General features: G+C 28.4%; 25 protein-coding genes and 1 pseudogene. 2 read left to right on the top strand and 24 right to left on the bottom strand.

Annotation, left to right across the window (positions count from 1 at the left end; all coding sequences use genetic code 11):
- Positions 1-141 precede the first annotated feature (141 nt).
- The 14 genes from HLB29_RS02640 to HLB29_RS02575 form a co-directional block, all read right to left on the bottom strand.
- On the bottom strand, positions 142-606 hold the full coding sequence (locus HLB29_RS02640; RefSeq protein WP_185623574.1) for a hypothetical protein: 465 nt from the start codon (positions 604-606) through the stop codon (positions 142-144).
- Positions 590-1,240 carry a HEAT repeat domain-containing protein gene (locus tag HLB29_RS02635; protein WP_185623573.1) on the bottom strand — a complete coding sequence of 217 codons (651 nt, stop codon included), beginning with the start codon at positions 1,238-1,240 and terminating at the stop codon, positions 590-592. Before HLB29_RS02635 ends, HLB29_RS02640 begins: the two co-directional genes overlap by 17 nt.
- A 6-nt stretch (positions 1,241-1,246) precedes the next feature.
- Positions 1,247-1,771, bottom strand: coding sequence for a PadR family transcriptional regulator (locus HLB29_RS02630; protein ID WP_185623572.1), 525 nt, complete (start codon positions 1,769-1,771; stop codon positions 1,247-1,249).
- 89 nt (positions 1,772-1,860) lie between these two features.
- The gene (locus HLB29_RS02625; RefSeq protein WP_185623571.1) at positions 1,861-2,652 is read right to left on the bottom strand and encodes an ABC transporter permease; all 792 of its coding nucleotides are present in this window, start codon (positions 2,650-2,652) and stop codon (positions 1,861-1,863) included.
- 18 nt (positions 2,653-2,670) lie between these two features.
- Entirely contained in the window at positions 2,671-3,675 is a 1,005-nt protein-coding gene (locus HLB29_RS02620) for an ABC transporter ATP-binding protein (protein WP_330604355.1), read from the bottom strand.
- Positions 3,662-4,450, bottom strand: coding sequence for an ABC transporter permease (locus HLB29_RS02615; protein ID WP_185623569.1), 789 nt, complete (start codon positions 4,448-4,450; stop codon positions 3,662-3,664). The genes HLB29_RS02620 and HLB29_RS02615 overlap by 14 nt, the downstream gene beginning before the upstream one ends.
- Positions 4,451-4,511: 61 nt before the next feature.
- On the bottom strand, positions 4,512-5,432 hold the full coding sequence (locus HLB29_RS02610) for a helix-turn-helix transcriptional regulator (RefSeq protein ID WP_185623568.1): 921 nt from the start codon (positions 5,430-5,432) through the stop codon (positions 4,512-4,514).
- A gap of 44 nt (positions 5,433-5,476) precedes the next feature.
- Positions 5,477-5,782, bottom strand: coding sequence for a DUF2812 domain-containing protein (locus tag HLB29_RS02605; protein ID WP_243155065.1), 306 nt, complete (start codon positions 5,780-5,782; stop codon positions 5,477-5,479).
- Positions 5,783-5,997: 215 nt separating this feature from the next.
- Positions 5,998-6,183, bottom strand: coding sequence for a PadR family transcriptional regulator (locus tag HLB29_RS09870; RefSeq protein ID WP_330604354.1), 186 nt, complete (start codon positions 6,181-6,183; stop codon positions 5,998-6,000).
- A gap of 270 nt (positions 6,184-6,453) precedes the next feature.
- Positions 6,454-6,912 carry a DUF6773 family protein gene (locus HLB29_RS02595; protein ID WP_185623567.1) on the bottom strand — a complete coding sequence of 153 codons (459 nt, stop codon included), beginning with the start codon at positions 6,910-6,912 and terminating at the stop codon, positions 6,454-6,456.
- Positions 6,909-7,109, bottom strand: a complete 201-nt coding sequence (locus tag HLB29_RS02590; protein WP_185623566.1) for a helix-turn-helix transcriptional regulator — start codon at positions 7,107-7,109, stop codon at positions 6,909-6,911. The genes HLB29_RS02595 and HLB29_RS02590 overlap by 4 nt, the downstream gene beginning before the upstream one ends.
- A gap of 117 nt (positions 7,110-7,226) precedes the next feature.
- A complete protein-coding gene (locus HLB29_RS02585) occupies positions 7,227-8,624 on the bottom strand; it encodes an MATE family efflux transporter (protein WP_330604353.1) in 1,398 nt (465 codons plus the stop codon).
- Entirely contained in the window at positions 8,593-11,058 is a 2,466-nt protein-coding gene (locus HLB29_RS02580) for a PEP/pyruvate-binding domain-containing protein (protein ID WP_185623565.1), read from the bottom strand. Before HLB29_RS02580 ends, HLB29_RS02585 begins: the two co-directional genes overlap by 32 nt.
- A 32-nt stretch (positions 11,059-11,090) precedes the next feature.
- Complete coding sequence (locus HLB29_RS02575) at positions 11,091-11,687, bottom strand: TetR/AcrR family transcriptional regulator (RefSeq protein WP_185623564.1); 597 nt, start codon at positions 11,685-11,687, stop codon at positions 11,091-11,093.
- Between the two features lie 528 nt (positions 11,688-12,215).
- Here HLB29_RS02575 and HLB29_RS02570 point away from each other — a divergent pair.
- A complete protein-coding gene (locus HLB29_RS02570; RefSeq protein WP_185623563.1) occupies positions 12,216-12,539 on the top strand; it encodes a hypothetical protein in 324 nt (107 codons plus the stop codon).
- Between the two features lie 133 nt (positions 12,540-12,672).
- On the opposite strand, the gene HLB29_RS02565 is transcribed toward HLB29_RS02570, so the two are convergent.
- From HLB29_RS02565 to HLB29_RS02535, 7 genes and pseudogenes are all read right to left on the bottom strand, one after another.
- The gene (locus HLB29_RS02565) at positions 12,673-13,290 is read right to left on the bottom strand and encodes an SAP domain-containing protein (protein WP_185623562.1); all 618 of its coding nucleotides are present in this window, start codon (positions 13,288-13,290) and stop codon (positions 12,673-12,675) included.
- 173 nt (positions 13,291-13,463) lie between these two features.
- Entirely contained in the window at positions 13,464-14,003 is a 540-nt protein-coding gene (locus HLB29_RS02560; RefSeq protein WP_185623561.1) for a ClbS/DfsB family four-helix bundle protein, read from the bottom strand.
- A gap of 6 nt (positions 14,004-14,009) precedes the next feature.
- Positions 14,010-14,273 (bottom strand): zinc ribbon domain-containing protein, encoded by a 264-nt coding sequence (locus HLB29_RS02555; protein WP_185623560.1) that lies wholly within the window; start codon positions 14,271-14,273, stop codon positions 14,010-14,012.
- A 538-nt stretch (positions 14,274-14,811) separates the two neighbouring features.
- Positions 14,812-15,282, bottom strand: a complete 471-nt coding sequence (locus tag HLB29_RS02550; RefSeq protein ID WP_334298237.1) for a flavodoxin — start codon at positions 15,280-15,282, stop codon at positions 14,812-14,814.
- A 20-nt stretch (positions 15,283-15,302) separates the two neighbouring features.
- A pseudogene (locus tag HLB29_RS02545) lies at positions 15,303-15,587 on the bottom strand (GrpB family protein); the annotation flags it as partial.
- Between the two features lie 7 nt (positions 15,588-15,594).
- Positions 15,595-16,044 carry a hypothetical protein gene (locus HLB29_RS02540; protein ID WP_185623558.1) on the bottom strand — a complete coding sequence of 150 codons (450 nt, stop codon included), beginning with the start codon at positions 16,042-16,044 and terminating at the stop codon, positions 15,595-15,597.
- 58 nt (positions 16,045-16,102) lie between these two features.
- Positions 16,103-16,573 (bottom strand): GNAT family N-acetyltransferase, encoded by a 471-nt coding sequence (locus HLB29_RS02535; protein WP_185623557.1) that lies wholly within the window; start codon positions 16,571-16,573, stop codon positions 16,103-16,105.
- Between the two features lie 410 nt (positions 16,574-16,983).
- On the opposite strand from HLB29_RS02535, the gene HLB29_RS02530 reads away from it, so the two are divergent.
- Positions 16,984-17,235 carry a hypothetical protein gene (locus tag HLB29_RS02530; protein ID WP_185623556.1) on the top strand — a complete coding sequence of 84 codons (252 nt, stop codon included), beginning with the start codon at positions 16,984-16,986 and terminating at the stop codon, positions 17,233-17,235.
- Between the two features lie 104 nt (positions 17,236-17,339).
- Here HLB29_RS02530 and HLB29_RS02525 read toward each other — a convergent pair whose 3' ends face one another.
- From HLB29_RS02525 to HLB29_RS02515, 3 genes are all read right to left on the bottom strand, one after another.
- Positions 17,340-17,609 (bottom strand): hypothetical protein, encoded by a 270-nt coding sequence (locus HLB29_RS02525; protein WP_185623555.1) that lies wholly within the window; start codon positions 17,607-17,609, stop codon positions 17,340-17,342.
- 66 nt (positions 17,610-17,675) lie between these two features.
- On the bottom strand, positions 17,676-18,077 hold the full coding sequence (locus HLB29_RS02520) for an ABC transporter transmembrane domain-containing protein (protein ID WP_279287992.1): 402 nt from the start codon (positions 18,075-18,077) through the stop codon (positions 17,676-17,678).
- 291 nt (positions 18,078-18,368) lie between these two features.
- Positions 18,369-18,770, bottom strand: a complete 402-nt coding sequence (locus HLB29_RS02515) for a DUF3592 domain-containing protein (RefSeq protein WP_185623554.1) — start codon at positions 18,768-18,770, stop codon at positions 18,369-18,371.
- Positions 18,771-18,876: the final 106 nt, after the last annotated feature.

Here is an 18,876-nt window from a genome sequence, read left to right as displayed (position 1 = left end):
AATGTCAAAAATCAAGCTTTTATTATATATAATTTCACTATTTTTTTAATTTTACAAAATAAAAAGAACAGATGCAATCTGAATAATACGCCGATAATACAATCATTTCTTATATTCTTTTTTTATAATTATTTTATTTCTTCAGAATACTTCAATTTCTCCCTGATATTTATTGGCTTTATCTATCAAACCTCCCTTCGCACCCATTGTAAAGGCAATATTACTACTGCGAATAGCTAAAAGTTTATCCCCGACTTTTATTCCTAAAATTTTCATCAAAGGCTCCGGCAAACTAATAGTATCTTTTTTTAATACAAGCCAACCATATTTTCTTCCTTTGTATGAAATTAACTCTCCTTCTCTTAAACTTCTATCTGCTAAACTCGGATTTTCTTTTAGAATATTTTTGAGTTTAGAGTGAGAAAGCAATGATTCGGTCATTACACAAAAACCTCCTGTTTGCTTACTACCTGAAACAATATAAATATGTGTTTCTCCTTCTAACTTATATTCTTCTACTGCCATTCTTGAAAAAGTTAATTCTCTATTTTCTCTTATCCTTGACCAGCCAAAAATATACTTTCCTCCCTTAGTCATCTGTGGCATTTTCAATTTCCTCCAATGCTTTTTTTGTAATACGTATTGCACCGGCACTATGAATTCGAACAACAGGATGTACATCATTTTCTGCAAACCATTGTAATTTTTCTAAGTAAGGTTTTACGTATTGTGGTTTTCTTTTTCCAATCACTCGAAATATTTCAGGTGCTTCTATCCGAACTCTTTCTCCCTTATCTGATATCAATTCATAAAACAATTCTAATTTTTCACAAAATAATTCCGGTGCATTTGTGGCGATATTTTCACAAGCCCAGACAAAGGCAAGTCTAACATCATCCATTTGATCATCTTTCATTTTCATCAATTTATCTAAATAAGAAATAACTAAATTCTTATCGGCTCTACCTATTCTTCCCAATGCATTAACGGCTCGTTCTCTTAACTTCGGATGCTCATCTTCTAAATGACCGACAATATCTTCAATATATATTCGCACTTGCATAGGATAATTTAAACCCATTTCTCCAAGAAGCCATAAGATTTTTGCTTTTACCTCAATAGAATGTTCTTCATTTAATTTACCTGCAACATTATCAATATTTGCACTCCAGTTTTCCTTATTTTTTGTTATTACTCTTAATTCCCTTAATAGTTCTTTATCCTCTATGTTTTTTGCCATTTTTCATTATTCCTCTAAATAAAAATCTCTAAAGTCTGTTATCCATTTATCCAATGCTTCTGACAATAATACCTGTTGTTTCAGAATTGTTTTTCCTGTAAGCGGAATATCTGTTCTTTCTTTATCCAACTGTGATACTGCATTTTGAAATTGATTTATTTGATACTCAATATTTTCTGTCAATTCCTTTCGTTCCCGTGAAGACACCATTTCCAAATTGATAACAACTGCATTGAAATTTAAAAATATATTTATCATTTGATCAGAAATTTTCTTCATAAGTCCAAGAAAATATCTATCTCCACTCTCTGTAATGTGATAAATAGACTTTTCAGGCATATTTCCCTCTTTTGATAAATTTCCTTGTATATATCCTTTTTTTTCTAACTGAACTACCTTTTTATAAATTGACGGTGTACTTACTTTAACCCATTTAGAGATATTTCTATACTCAATATTTTTTTGTAAATCATAAGCACTTTGTTCTTTTTCCTTAATCATTCCCAAAACAATTAAATCTATCGCTGACATATATTTCCCTCCAAAATAAAAACCTATTATAAATTATATCACTATACTTTATAGTAGTTCAAGAATAGATATTGTTAGCAAAAATAAATCTAACCTCCAAATGTACAATATTTTTCTATTCCTTTTTCCCATAGCTTAATAGAACTTATTATCAAAACCAATAGCCAAATTAACCCTATCGCCATCTGTTCCAAAGCAAATTCAATATCTATGTCTTTTATCAAAAATATTGTAGGGATATAACTTGTATATGCAAATGGTAAAATTTTAAAAATAGATAAAATATTGGATGGTAACATAACAAGTGGAAAAACAATCCCTGCAAAAATATTTCTAACAACCTTAATTGAAGTATACAGTGACGACACTCTTGAAAAATAAAAACTATATAGACCTATTGAAAAATCTATAAAAAAATTTATTAAGTATCCAATAATCAGTAATGATATCATCATGAATATTCTCACAATGTTAATTGAAAAACACATATACTTAGATAATATTACATATATTATCAGAATTGGTACTGCATTCATTGTAATAAAAATTATTCGTTGTGGCATATCAATCATAAGTTGATATAAAGCATAGTTATATGGTTTTATAATATACTTACTTAATTCTCCCAGCCTGATATCATCGGAAATTTTGAAAACAGAAGATGTATAAGTAATATTGCTGACAACTAGAGTTACAAAATAATAACTGATTGTTCCGTTTACACCTAATAACACATCATTATTTTTGATTGTAACTGCAAGCCAGAGTAATGTATTTACTCCAAATGGTATAAGTGAAAAAAGGAATGATGAAATGAAATTTACTCTATATTCCAGTTGATTACTCAATGCCATCTTAAAAATTTCAAAATATTTTCGCATATTAACCCTCGCTTCTTTTTATGATTGATATATTCTTCTAATTACATCATCCATACTTATATTTTCAATATTAATATCTTTTAATTCATTGATTAAATTTTCTGATATATTTTTTAAAACATCTAAACTTGAATCTGCATATGCTATTATTTTTATAGAATCTTCACTTAGCTTTTCCGCCAAGAAAGTTGTACTATTTTTTATATCTTTTATAAATTTACTTGCATTAGTTTCTTTAAATTTCAAAACAAATAATTTTTCATTCAAAAACTCATTTTTAAAATTTTTGAAGCTGTCAGAATATATTTTTTCTCCTTTGTTTATAAGTATTAGTGAATCACACAAATAAATAATATCATTAAAATTATGACTTGTAAGAATTATTGTAGTCCTATACTTTTTACAATATTCCTTCAAAAACTCTCTTATATGATATTGTGTAATTACATCAAGTCCTATTGTCGGTTCATCAAGAAAAATAATTTTAGGTTTGTGAATTAGAGCTGCTATAAGCTCCATTTTCATTCGTTCGCCAAGAGATAATCTTCTAACCTGCGTATTTAATTGTTCTTTAACATTTAATATATCTACCATTAAATTCAATGTTTCTCTATATTCCTTCTCATCTATTTCATAAATGGTTTTGTTTAATCCAAAGGAATCCAATGCTGGCAAATCCCACCAAAGTTGGCTTTTATTTCCCATAACCATAGAAATCTGTTTTAAATATTCTTTTTTCTTATCAAAAGGTTTATATCCCAAAACAGATATTTCTCCCTTTGTTGGTAAAATCAAACCTGATAACATTTTAAGAGTTGTGCTCTTTCCTGCTCCATTTAAACCTATTAACCCTACAATTTCTCCTTCTGAAACCTCAAATGAAAGATTTCTGACAGCACTTTTTAAAAGTATTTCTCTAGAAAATAAATTTTTTATACTTCCTTTTAGTCCTGCATCCTTTTTATAATAAATATATTCTTTATAAACATTTTTTAATTTAATGATTTTTTTAACCTCCTGCACTCGCATACCTCCTCAACCCTCTTTGAAAAATCCAAGTCGATATAATAAAAATAAGTATTCCTGAAAACAAAGAATATATTATGAATTTTTTTTCCAGGCTATTTACCAAATATAAAATCGGAAAATTAAAACAACACAGAATAGGTATAATATAGGTAAGAATTTTTTGAATTACACTAGGATATATAGACATAGGTTTATTGCCAATAGTAATTAGCTCAGAACCTATTCCCATAACCATATCCATTCTAACAAACCAAAATGCCAATGACATTAGAATAAACATAATAGAATATATAATAAGAAATCCATTGACAGATAATAGTAAGTACAGGCTAAAATTTATTGGTCTTACTTCAATCTTTAATTTTCCTATACAGTATATAATTCCAAATATATTAATTAAAATATTTTTAATTTGTGGTATATCAAATTCATTGAATGATATATTAAATCTTTTATTAATTGGTTTTAATAATATAAAATCCAAAGTTCCCATATTTATCATTTCAGGTAGTCTTCTTAGGCCCGGAACTATGCAAAAAGTAAAAATAGAGTCCATTAATCCGCCCTGAAAAGTCAACAAGAACATCTGATATCTATTCCAACCATTTATATTTTCTGTATGAATAAATAATACCTCTATGAATATAATATACATTATCATCCAGATAAGTTCAAAAGTTCCACCTGCAATAAAATTAAATTTATACTCCATTTGATTCATTAAAGAACCTTTAAAATAAGATTTAATAATAGAAATATATTTTTTCAACTTAAAACCTCACTTCTTATATACTTTATTATGCTCATAATATATCATATTAGTACGACAACTATATGTCGTAATTAGATAAAAATTTTTGAGCCGTTTCTATCAGCTCAATTTTATAACTTTCGGGTGATATAACTTTTACACGATTACCAAAACTTAACAATAAAGCTTTCCATAATCTCTCTTTTGCAGGCACACGAATTATAACCCTATACAAATTCACTGAAATCTTTTCTATGGGACAATCGGGAAAATATTCCTCTATTAGTTCATATTCATCATTTGAAAATTCAACTTCAACAGATATACAAGTATCATAATATTCCTGCTCTGATGTTTTCATAAGAATTTTTACATCTTCGTGTTTTGTTATCGATATTTCTTTTTCGATGCTGAGATTATTAATTCTTGCTATTTTAAATGTTTTATACTTATTTTGATTTTTTGAGTATGAAAATAGATACCATGCATACCATTTATAATGAATTGCCAATGGCTCTATATACTGCTTACTTCTCTCTCCTTGCGCGTTTTTATAATCAAAACTAACATAATTTCTATTATCGATTGCTTCTTCTAAAATTGTATTTAAATTCTGCACTTTATAATTTTCTTTTGTAATACTAAAATCCCAGAATATTTTTTGTCCGCCTTCTTTTTCAATTATTGTATTATATTTTTCAATAAGCGAGTTTAAGGCATCACTTGAATATGAAGTTGCAAGACTCTCTAAAGCATTAATAATTAGTTGTTGTTCATTATTAAAAATATTCATATTTTTTATTTTGTAGTTTTTCATAATAGAATATCCACCATTTTTTCCGCTTAATGCATATACTGGAATTCCTATATTAGATATACAAATCATATCTCTTTGTATCGTTCTTACAGAAACTTCAAATCGTCTTGCCAGATAACTAGCGGTTACATTATCATGATTAAGCAAATATATTATTATTTCCAAAATTCTGTCTATTTTCATAATACGCTCCCTATCATTCTATTCAATATTACTAAGCATTCTCATTAGAAAAAAACTCCAAAGCAAAACCGTGATAATCCATTACCAATAAAATGTGTATAGCGCTTTTTAATCTTTTTATTGATCTCCTTATCTTCTGTATATAACTCCAATAGACCTTCAAATTTATTTTTGCGCAAATAAACTATTCCGCCATACTCGTCAACAATACTAATTCCGGTCTGTTCTAAAAATTGTAAGTATTCTTTTCTCTTTGAACCAGAATAATTTGGAATATCGATTTTATATTGGCATTTTTCAGGTGAAACATCTTCAAACTCATATTTTCCATTACAGTATCCTATGAGCATAAAACTCTTTTCCCCTTGATTCTTTAACCATTCTTCCTCTTCATGAATATCTAAAAAACCTTCTTAATTGTCATTTTCATAGTCTTTCTCTTTTATTTATTTTGCATTTTGCAGTAATTCTTCTAAACGAATAATTTCCATATCAAAGAATTGCCTTACTATATCTGTAATAATATATTCTTTTTTTCTGCCTTGAGACTTATTATCTAACAGTTTTATCCAACCCTTTTTTGCAGGGTATTTAACGCTCCATATAGAGTCCCAGCTCCAAGATTAACACGATTATTGGTCATTTCTGCAATATCTTTTATCAGAGCATAACCATGTGCCGTATGATGAAGACAAAGCAGAATATAATAGATAGATTCTGTTAAAGCACCACTATTTGCATATCTTCCCATTGAACCTTCTTTTTATTACGTTTTGCAATATATCTATAAACGTAGTATGTCGTAAAACGTAATATTTGTCAATATATAAATAATTCTTTCATAAAAATGGTCACATTAATCACAAGACCTGATACTTTTACAGTATAAAACTTCATCAATGTCAGGCGTATAGCATCTGGTAAAATAAAAAAACTATTTTATTGACTGTAATATCTTTAATAAACACACCTCATTGAATAACTGCTTTAAATTTCATAAGCTTAATTTTTTCTTTTATATCTATTTAGTTTCAATATCATCATCATTTATTCTTTTATCTATACTTTTTTGTTTTTTTGAATTCAAAGTAGTAACTGTCATTTCTAAACCAAAAAAGAAAATAACAAATACGACATAATAAATTACTAAATTAACGAAATCATCTTGTCCGCTTAAAAATACATAAAGAATTACAGAGCATATCCCTGAAAAGAGCGCACTTCTTAAAATATTTATCTTGGAATTCCCTTCCACATTCCATGTGTTGATACCTTTCATATTATAAGAAATAATATTATAGAGTCCACATCCAATCAAAAGAATAAACTCAACTGCATACTGTTTAAAAGGTGCAACAAGCAAAAATTGCTGTACAATAACCGAAATAAGGAGTATATATATTATAAAACCGTAACCCTTGCTTTGTATTTTTCTTTTTTCCGCCAATATACGTTCATCTTGAATCTGACTATTTTTCATTTTATCTCCTCCCAAAATAAATCATTTAATGTTTTATTAAGTGCTTTACATATTGAAATACACAAATTTAGTGTAGGATTATAATCTCCTGATTCTATTAACCCAATTGTTTGTCTTGTTACACCAACAGCTTTTGCCAAATCCTCTTGCTTCATATCACATTCTATTCTCGCAATTTTCATCCTTTTGTTTTTCATATATGCCCTCCTTATATTACATATAATAATATTTTTATTACATTATGTCAAATATATATTGCATTATTATCTAAATTCCTCCGACGTATATAGTTAATCACACTTTTCTAAATATTTTTAGTAACTATCATCTTTGTATTTTTTTACAAGAATAAACGCTAAAATAAATGACATAGTATCCGAGATTGGTTGAAGCAAATATATTCCGTTTTTTCCAAAAATTTCAGACATAATATATAAAAGCGGAATAAAAAATATTCCTTGACGAGATATAGTTATAATCATCGCTATAAAGTATTTGCCAATATTTTGCATATACATTCCACTGACAGCATAGTATCCTAATAAAGGCATTACGATACATTGTAAACGAAGTATGTGGCTCCCCATCATTAAAACTTCATTATCACTTGTCATAATGCCAATTAAATCTTGAGCATATATAAATAATATAAGAGAAGATATTACTAAAAAAATTGTGCCCACAAAAACAGTATAATTAAATGCTTTTTTTACCCTTTCATATTGTTTTGCTCCATAATTCATGGCACATATAGGTTGAAATCCCTGACACCATCCAATTGCTATCATTTGTGCAAAAGCAAGTATTCTCGTGCTAATTGTCATAGATGCAATCATACTATCTCCATATTGTGCTGAAACAGTATTAAGTAATATTAATGATATACTGGTAATTGATTGTCTGGCAAAGTTTGGAATTCCTCCAAGTAAAACATGATAAATACGACTTTTTGTAAATTTTATTTTTTTCATTTTGGAAAAAGTATTCCTTTTCTTTCCAGCCAATATTGTTAGCGTTATACAAGCAATTATATGACCGATAAGCGTAGCATATGCTGAACCCACAAATCCATATTCTAAACTAAAAATAAAGATTGGATCGAAAATAAGATTAACAACCATTCCAATAAGAAGCCCTATCATTCCATCTTTTGCATTTCCACAAAGTCTAAGCTGATTATATATAGTAATTGCATATAGGCTAAATGGAATGCTGATTATTATTACTTTTAAATACTCTACAGTAAAAATAAAAAGTTCATTAGACGCAAAACCACCTAAAACCCTGGATAAGGGCAAAACATATATTCTTGAAAAAATAGCAATTAAAATACCACTTACTATTGCAAAAATAATTCCTATTGTTGAAAAAATCTCTGCTTCTTCAGTGTTTTTTTCTCCAATTTTCTTGGACATAATATTTCCACTACCATAGCCAAACCAAAAGCCAATTGCCTGAATAATACTTAGAAAGCTAAATACTACACCAATAGCCGCAATCATTGAACTATTATCCAGTAAGCTCACAAAAAAAGTATCTGTCAAGTTATAAATTACGGTAACCAACATTCCTATAATGGTAGGAACAGCTTTTTTAATAAGTAATCGAAAAATTGGTTTTGTTAATATTTCATAACGAATCTCACTTTCTTTATTATTATTTAAATAATCAGAACTCATACTAACAAAGTTTAACCTCCCCTTTATATCCATCGACCATAATCATATCTCCATCTTTAAATCTGTTTGTAGCAAAACCTACACCTAATACCGCCGGAATATTAAATTCTCTTGCAACAATGGCAGCATGACTTAGAGCTGAACCTGTATCAGCCACTACAGCACTTGCCAATTTAAAAAGCGGTGTCCATTCAGGATCTGTAAGATGACAAACAAGAATATCTCCTTTTTCCATTTTGAAGAACTCTTCCGGTCCATTTACAATACAAACTTTTCCAACTGTACCTCCCGGACTTCCAACAACCCCTTTTAATATATCACCGGTAGAATCAAAAATAAGGGTTTTTGATTTATCCCATACTTTTACAGCAATTTGAGATTTCTGAATTCTTCTTTCGATCTTTTCTTTATCACTTTCATTTAAGAATCCTCTTTCCATAACATCAATTAATTCTCTGAAAAATAGATTGCCTACTCCTGATTTATAATTCTCATTTCCAAATAAGATTAGATTTATTCTTTTTACACAATTTTTAATATTATAAAATAGTTCTTCCCACATATACTGTGTTTCCTCACGCACAAAATGAAAATATCTTAGGTAATTAATATCTCTTTCTATTGAATCATATTTTTGTGGATAAACGGTTTTTAATTTGTCCATTAATAAATAGTAATCTTCAATTGTCATAGTCTTTGTACTATCTTTATCTTTTAATACCGGTTTTAATATACTCAAAATTCTATTTGGATTCTCAATAAATGATTTTCCTTCAAGAAGATAACAATTATAATCCAACTTAAATCCGTTTTTACTTAAAAAGTCATCAATTAAAGATTTGAAATCAGAAAACTGATTATATAAATTTTCAAAGCTTTCTCCTGATAAAATTGCCGATGTTAAGTTATCGTTTTCCTTTATTGTATCGGACAATTTGAAAATATCATTTGTGACAACAGAAGTCTTGTTATTAAGTCCCCAATATAAATCAAATGCAGAATATTTTTTATCTACTTTCTTGACTATTTTGGTGAAGAATTTTTCTCTTGCTACACTGGGAAATATAGCAAACTTGAACCTATCATATGCAATACTTCTTAATAAATCATAGCTATTCAATATAAAACTTTTGCATTCCGGCAGAGTCATATCTTCATAACTTAAATTTCTTATCTGTTCTATTTTTCTTTTATATTCATCCATGAATCGTTTGCAAGTATAATAGCACTTATCATAATTTTTTATATCTCTTATTATTTTAAATATCTTGAAAATATTTTTGCTTATTTTCCTGCTTCCATTGGGAATAACCATTATTCCATCATCATCCATTTTAGGATTGATATCATAAATTATTCCACCTTCTTTAAAAATAATTTCCTTTTGTTCGCTAATTGCAATCATAAAATCGTATTCAAGCGGACTAAATACAAAAGGTGCTTTTTCAAGTAAAAAAATCATACTTTCTTTTATAGTATTTTTTACTCTAATATTTTTTGTATATCTATCAACTATTTTTTCCAAATCGTTATTTCTTAATGTTGTAATAGCTCTAGCCTGTAGTATATATATTTCATCATCTTTTATCGACCATTCAATATCCATTGGCATATGATAATGTTTTTCTATTTCTAAACCTACTTCTGTTAGACTAATAATCTCGTCGTTATTTAATGCTTTTTCTTTTCTTTTTTCATCTTTTACTATTTCTTTTTTTGTATTTATATCATCATAAACTATTTGAATTTCCTTACTACCTATGGTTATACTTTTTATCTCACCATTTTTACCAACGATATAACTGTCTGCTGTTACCTTTCCACTTACAATACTTTCTCCCAGTCCATAACTTGCATTAATTTGAATTTCATCTTTATTTTGTGTTAAAGGGTTTACAGTGAATAGCACTCCTGATTTTTCACTTTCAATCATCTCTTGAATAACCACAGCAATAGCAACGGAAGTTTGATCATATCCATTATTAATACGATATTTTATTACTCTGTCACTCCATAAAGATGCGTAACATTTTTTTATTTTATTTAAGACTTCTTCTACTCCAACAATATTTAAATAAGTTTCCTGTTGACCTGCAAAGCTTGCTTCCAGCAAATCTTCTGCTGTTGCTGATGATCTGACTGCAACTCTTATATTATTTCCTAATGAAAAATATTTTTTTAGAATTTCCTCTTTTAATTTAGTTGGAAAACTTCCCTTTGTAATTAATTCTCTTAGAGATTTTGATATTGTTTTTAATCTATATTCATCGTTTTTAGCTCGGTCGAGTTCTTGTATCATTAATTCAGTTATCCCATTTTCTTTTAAAAAATATCTATATGAATCCGATGTTATAACAAAACCATTCGGAACATTTATTCCAGCCGAAATCATTTCCCCTAAATTAGCTCCCTTACCTCCAGCTACTAATAAATCTTCTTTTTTTATATCACTAAAGTCCAGTATCATAAATCCTTCCTCCAAATAAAAAAATAAATATTTTATATTTCTATATATTTTGAAACAAGACTATAAATATATACTCTTAGTATCTCTCCAAAATAATCTTTATCAAAATGATAGAAGTTTGAACATAATATAAAACTTCCCACTAATGAATTAATTAATCCTTTTTCATCAATACCAATTACTGCTTTATTATCTTTCCAATATTTCATTAGCTTAAATAAAAATTCCGAATATAAATTTTCAATTCTAGTTACTTTTGTATTTTCTTTTTTCCATAATATTTTAAAAGCATCATCGTAAACCGGTTGCGTGCGAATTTTATCTATAATATCCATAGAATATTCAAATATGACCTCTGTTAAAAAATTAATTGGATTGACAAGAGAATCAGAAAACTTTTTTTCAATAATATTCAATTTTTGTGTTGACCTATACACAACAAGATCAAGAATAAGTGATTCTTTATCTTTCCAAAAATTGTAAAAACTGCCTTGTGCTATACCCGCTTTTTTTGTTAATTCACTTATACTCAATGATTTAGTTCCTTTATCATGAAACAGTTCAAGAGCTGTTTCCATTAATTTCTCTTTTATTTTGTTTTTCTCTTCTATAGTAAATGCTCTAGCCATAATACCTCCTTTTAACATCTATGAATATTTTTTACTTTATTCATAGATATTATATAACAAATTTCCATTTTTAGTCAATGAATATTATTAAATAAATTCATTGCTAATATTTTTTAATAAATAGTTATTTTTTTAACTAAATATTCTGATTGTCTTTATAATCAATTTGGACAACCAACTAATTAAAAACTTAGTAATCACTCTCCTTATCATATTTTGAAAACTCATATCAAAGAATATCAAATCCATCTCTATTTTTTATGATGTAATTATTTTTTTTCATGTCAAGTAATACTAATTAATTTCAATATCAGTAATTTTCCAAAAAATATATAAATAAGCTACTTTTTACAAAAATATAGATATAAGGTATTATGTTTCATTGAAATTATATTATTTACTAAAATTTTTTTATTAGTTCCATAAAAATTAATAAATTATTTTTTCTAAATTTATGTTGTTATTTTATGATAATGTCACCTTAGGATTAATTTTGGACTTTGTCACTTTTTGATATAAAATAATATTATGAAAGAAGGTAAAATAACATTGACTATGAAACAACTAAAAAGATATCAAGTGATTTGTAGCTACATAGATAAACAAATTACTAGAAGAGAAGCCACTGATAAAAACAAACAATTCCAGGTTATTGATGATGGATTTCCTCTTATTCCATCAAAGACTGAAATTCAAGTATTGGTAAATCCCAATTTTGGTATTAGAGTGAAGTATAGAGATAATATTTTCGAAACTATTAGATACGTTAAACCTGCCGGCAAAATGATCTGTTATTTTGTGATAAAAAATTCAGCTATTGACAGCTTAAATAAATTACCAATATCAAAATAAATTATGTATACAAATAATATTAAAATGAATTATTTAATAATAATAAGAAGAAAACTTAATATAAATAAAATAATCTTAAAAAATACTATACACTCTATTTCTAATATGGAAAAATAGACAAACTGGCAGTTGTCTATTTTCGATACTTATTTATTTTATGAGAATATTCAGTTAAAAGTTTCCTCGAATAAATTTTTTCATTTTCTGAATCTTTAACTTCTTTCCAAAGAATAGAAGCAACTTTCAACTTATTAGAATAGCCGGAACTATATTCATCTAAGCAAAAGTCTTTCAAAAACTGATTCCATTGGCAAACTGAATTATCATATTTTGCATAATCTGATTCTCCATAATATACTTTCAACATATCTTGAATTGTAAAATCCAAATCATTTTCTCTTTTTACTTTTCTCCAAGCCGCAGCCATATCAGCATTAAACTTAAATGGAGAAACACCCGTCAGAATGGAAAAATACTCTCTAAATTTTGCATTAAATGAAAATCCGCACTCAATCAATGACATATCTATGGATATAATATCTACTTGTTTACTTTTGATTTGTTTTTGATGTTTTTCAATTAAATTCCCCTTAAAAAATTCTTCAATAATATAATTAAGATCCTGTTTTGTACCTCTATGTTCCAGTCCCATTGATTTACATATTTGCGAAAGTTCTTCACGATACCAATAGTACTTGTTGAACTCTTCAAACGAAGTTATATCTCTGAATTCTGGTCTGCTTTCCTTCATTAATTTGCCTCCACAATTTGCCTCCACAAATTTACAATTTCATTTTTTCTTGACACTCACTACACTCTCCGTCGTGAATGGAAATAATCCCTCCATTACAATAAAATCTGCACTTGTATTTTTCAAAATCTAAATAATTATCTTGTACTAATTCATTAGCAGTATTCCACCCGCTATTTCTTACAGTTTTTTCGATGAGCTTTTAATTTTTTCATTGCCCAATCATAATGACTTGAGGTAGCACTTACAAAGTAGGAACCTAGCGTACTACCACCTGTCCATTTATAGACACCTTTTGAGAATAATTCTTCATTCGTAAATGTTTCGGCTAACGCTATCACTTGTTCATGGGAAAGAAAAAACATATTCTTAGCTTCTTCAAGCGAAGTTTTCTGGTGCTTTTTCCAAAATTCCACATTCATATCTCCATAAGTTTTCCAGTTATAAGGTTCCGGCAAAAATGGTCTTTCTATACCGTTTTGATTGGAATGTACCCAATTCAAAATAAGCTGATGCCATTCGTAAAGATGAATCAAAATATCTCTTAAGTTCTTATCCCTTTTCCAATGGGCTTCTTTTTTCTTTTCATCTTTTGAAAAATCAAAAGGAGTTTCAAGTTCTTGCTCTGTTAGATTTGATATAAGAGCATTGAGTTTATTATAATTATCAGTCGCTGCAATCAATAAATCATTTTTTGTAGTAGGTCTTGGCATATTGTTTTACTCCTTCCATCTTTTAAGTGTCGGAAAAAACTCCAACATCATTTTTATCGCACTTTCCTCATCCATTTCCTCATTAGCTTCCAGTACATGAGGAATGCATATCTCAATCATTTCTTCCATTGTTCCTTTAAAAGTAAAATCTCCCTTATCAAAACAATATTTGCAATAATCTTCATTGATGCTTCCGTCCAAATTTGTTCCATAAAGATCTGTTCCTTCTCCCATAGGCATAGCACAACATTGACAATATTTTGTATTCATTTTTATTCCTCCTTATCACTATTTGAAATAATTATACAACAGAATACATGACACCATTTGTCATATTATATATTTTTATGCTAAAATTTTTATTTTTTCTTTCATCTGCAATAATGTCTATTCGAGTTTAAAATTTCGACATTCTCTATAAATTATAGTACATTATGATGTAAATTATAATTATTTGCCAATTCAGCTCTGTATAGAATTAATTATTGCTTCTTGTGGAATCGGAAATTTATATTTATTTCCATTATTAAGATAATGATTGAAATACTTTTTTTTAAAAATTCGAGGTTGTGCTTAGTCATAAAAAAACCAACCTCCAATTTTTAGAATTTTGTTCTAACTTTTTGGGATCGGTACATATCTCCTTGTTTTTTTATTTGTCATGATTTAAATTATACATGAGACTTGACATGTGTTCTTCCTTATTTTGTATTAGCATTGTGAGAGAAAAAAATTCTCTCATCAACGCTAAATATTATACAACCGTTTTATTTCAACAAACTGGGGGTTGACTATGTGAAACTGAAATTTACAAATTACTATCTAACCATGTTTTTAGTTCATCAAAACTGTAATCTCCTTTTAAAGCTATTCCATCTTTAATAATTGAGTTTTTACATTCCTTTTTGTAATCTTCAATCATTCTTCCAAAACCGCCTCCGCCATGCGTACAAAACGGAATGATTTTCTTTCCACTTAAATCAACCGTTCTTAAAAACGATAGCACGGGTGGGGCAAAGGTTTTAAGCCAATTAGGAGAGCCAACAAAAACCACCTCTGCATTTTCAATAGTTTCTGCCCCTTGAATAAGAGGAGGACAGTATCCTTTTTCAATTTCTTCTCTCGCTTCTTTTACAGCTGTATTATATGAAAATGAATAAGGCTTTTGTGGCTTTAACTCTCTCAAATCTCCATCAGTAATCAACGCAATATCTTCTGCTAATCTTCTTGTTATTCCTGAATATGAATAATATACAACTAAAGGACTCAATAAAATCACCTCCTTTACTTTTAATTTGGTTAATATCTTTTCCCATATAAACTTTTTGCTAAATTTGTATATTTTTTTATAAAATCTGTTTTTGCCTCAGTATATCCATCTCTATCATGTTCAAATTCTTTCCAAAGTGATAGTTTTAAGGTTTCATATTCTTTGGCTATTTCCTTATGCTCATTCAAATAATCTCTAAAATACAGTTCATCATTATCTCCGACAATTCTAATATGAAGATGGAATACCTTTTCTGCAAATCCTTGTTCTGTATACCCTTTGTTTAATGTAATGCGGGTTTCAGTCATATTCATTCACTTTCTATTCCGATTGTTTATTAAGTAACTTTATCCACTTCTTTTGTCTGTGCGAGTAAAATGCTTTTGCCCACAAATATATAAATGGTGTTTTCCATCCTGCCCCGATTTCTACCTCGTCAGTGTATTCGGTTTTGCCATCATCAGTTTCTTTAAGAATAATTCGATGATTCCACATAGGGCAAAAAGGATTGCCCTCATTTGTATAGATGTTATCTGAGTTGAATTCTTTGACATTGATAACATGAACACCGAGCGTAATGAAGCTAAATATCTTAAAATCGAAAGAGAAACTTCTGCCAACTTCCCAAACCAATTCCGTTTGTTCATCGGGACTTTTGAATGTTGCATAAGGCTTGGCAATATATGCAAGTGTATCAAATCTTTGCAGTAGTTCAAAAACATTGCTTTGCTTCGCTGGAAAAACAGATTTTTTTTTGACAGTCATTTTCATTTATTATCCCTCATTTCCGAAGCGGCTAATGGCCTCGACAGTTTCATATTTTTATTAACTAAAATTTACAAATCATAATATAGTCTTCTTCATTTTCATGAGCAACTTCAAATCCTACTTTTTTATACATACCTACTGCATAGTTCGCCTTTTGAACCGATAATGAAACTTGCTTATATTCTTGCTCTTTCAAAGTCAAAAGAATTTGCTTCATAAGTTCTGTTCCAATACCCAAATTTCTATACGCCTTGAGAAGTGAAATTGAAAGAGATGGTGTTTCATCATCAACATGACCGTAGTCATCTATTATACGAGTCCATACTGCTCCTACTATCTTTCCCTCAACTTCCGCAACATAACAGATATCATCTTTCTTACCAAAATCTGAAACATATATTTGTAGATCGGGATGTTTTATAATATCTTTTGGTGGAACTTGTACTCCTTCAGGAATATAAATAGCCTCATATAGAAATGTATCCAACAGTTTAATTTCACTCTTCTTTAATTCTCTTATTTTGTAATCCATCTTAGCCTCCAATTCATATTCTGATAGTTGTTTTATAAATAGGCTTTCATTCCACACATATTATACATCCACAATCTAAGTAATTTTATTACTACAAACTTTAATTTATTAGTTTTATTATACCAAATATACCTATTCTCTATAAAGCCATAACATAAAATATTACAATCTTGTAATTACAATATTTCTATTCAGATTTGCTTTGCCTTTTCACCTGATATAACTTTCTATATCAAACAAATTCTTCTTGTCATAATCCTCAAGAAGCTTATAATTCTTATGCTATGCCTTTCTTTTACATTTGACTTGCCGATACTCCTAAATGAATAATCAATATCTATTCTATGTGTAAATGCTAGTATAAAATATACAGTTTGGTAAAATTAATGAATATAGAAAGAAGTATACAAATGACATATTTATTGATTTTAAAAGATATAAACTTTAAAATAGAAAGTTTAAATTATTTACCAAAGTTAAAACAAATTATGGAAATAAATAACATAACACCAAATTTTTCAGCACTGGTAAGAGAACTTGGAGTATATAGAAGAACTGTAAAAAAGTACTACAATGGATTTGAAAAATCTAAAACAATAAAAAAATTATCAAAAGTGGATAAATACTTCGTTGACATGAAAAATCTAAAAGACATCTTATAATGGTATATCGTGACTACGAAAACAATAAAATCAAATCAAATAGAACTATTTTACTTGATGAATTCACACTCTTGGAACTTAAAAAAGAAAGAAATGGCCAATATCTAAATACTAATGGCTTTAAATATTGTACTAAAGTGATTAAACATAACCTTAAAATAAATTTCAATTATCATAGTTTGAGATATCCCCATGCAGTATGTTCCTATAGTCATGGGATTTACTTTGACAAACAACATGGATAATGAGTGGTTATCTTTATCAAGCACAGCAAAAATCCAATACATATATGCTGTAAAATACAATAAAATGATTACATCTAATATAGCTGAAATAATTCTAATCATACCCATATGTTCTGCTATTTTCCGCATGAAATATTACCTCCGTTTATTGTCACATTTGATATTTTAATTGTTAGCCAAGTTTGGACAAAAGTGCTACACACTCCACATATATATTATAAGCAATACCGGTCCGACTATATTGGCTGTCATCTCGGGTAATATGTGCGATAAGGTTGTTTCCATGCTATCGACTTTATCTACAATTATGTCTTTCAAAGTTCCAGAACTAATACTTGTAATATTCCCCAATGGCATTTCAAATAATTTATCTGAAATTTCTTTTCGTATATTCCTCAATGATTGAAATGTTGCAGTATGAGAAATATTTGTTGATATTCCTGCCAATATTTCTTTAATTAAAAACATTCCCGCTATAATCAATAATTTATTTAAGTACAATTCCCAATTTGAATTCCCGTTAATTAACTCTACTATAAGACTTGCAAGAATCATATATGAAATCAAGCCAGCCAATATACTCAAAACAGTAAACAAGATGGAAAAAGAGAATTAAATAGTTCGTTTTTTTATATATTGCTTAATTATATTCATATAACACTTTCTCCCTCTCTTTTATTTGTTCTCCCTCTTCCAAATAAAGAAATTTATCACTCGTGACTTTGGCCAAAAGTAAATCATGTGTAATAATAACTACTATTTTCTCTTTCTCAGAAAGAAGCTTTAGTTGTTTAGGTTAGACAAACTGGAATTTTCCGAAAAAGAAACTCCTTCTTCGCTTTATGACCTACCGAACCTCTGATTAACAGATTTCCTTGCTAAATGACTCTACAGGTTTTGTTGAACAACACCAAACATGAATAGGAGAAAACCAAGCAGAATCATCACGATTCCGATGGCAAGAATGATGTTATAAATTTTCACGGAATCATAATGGAACGGCTGTGCATCTTCCGGTTTTTTCGGATTATACCAAATGGTACAATTATCGCCAATTTCATTTGCCTGCTTGCTTCGAATTGTTGATTTAGTCTGATACTCAACGCCATTTACAGAATATAAATAAATATATGTACGCCTAGTGCTTCCTTGAGAATTATCTGTCTCAAAGCTCTCCTTTAATATTCCTTGTGTCTGCGCTGAACAACGAGTATTCTTCTTTTTATTTATTGGAGCGACGATAGTTAAAATTATTCCCAAAACAAATACTGTGAAACCTGCAATCCACATAATAGTACCTCCCGATTATAGTTTTTACAAAATTCTAATTTTTCTCTCTAAATATTTTTTATATTATAGCATTTTTAGAGCGTTTTTTCCAACTTGAAATTAGTGG

Source organism: Peptostreptococcus canis (genome assembly GCF_014229965.1).
GTDB lineage: Bacteria > Bacillota > Clostridia > Peptostreptococcales > Peptostreptococcaceae > Peptostreptococcus > Peptostreptococcus canis.
Note: the sequence above shows the minus strand (reverse complement) of the source record. Positions and strands in the feature narration are given on the sequence as shown.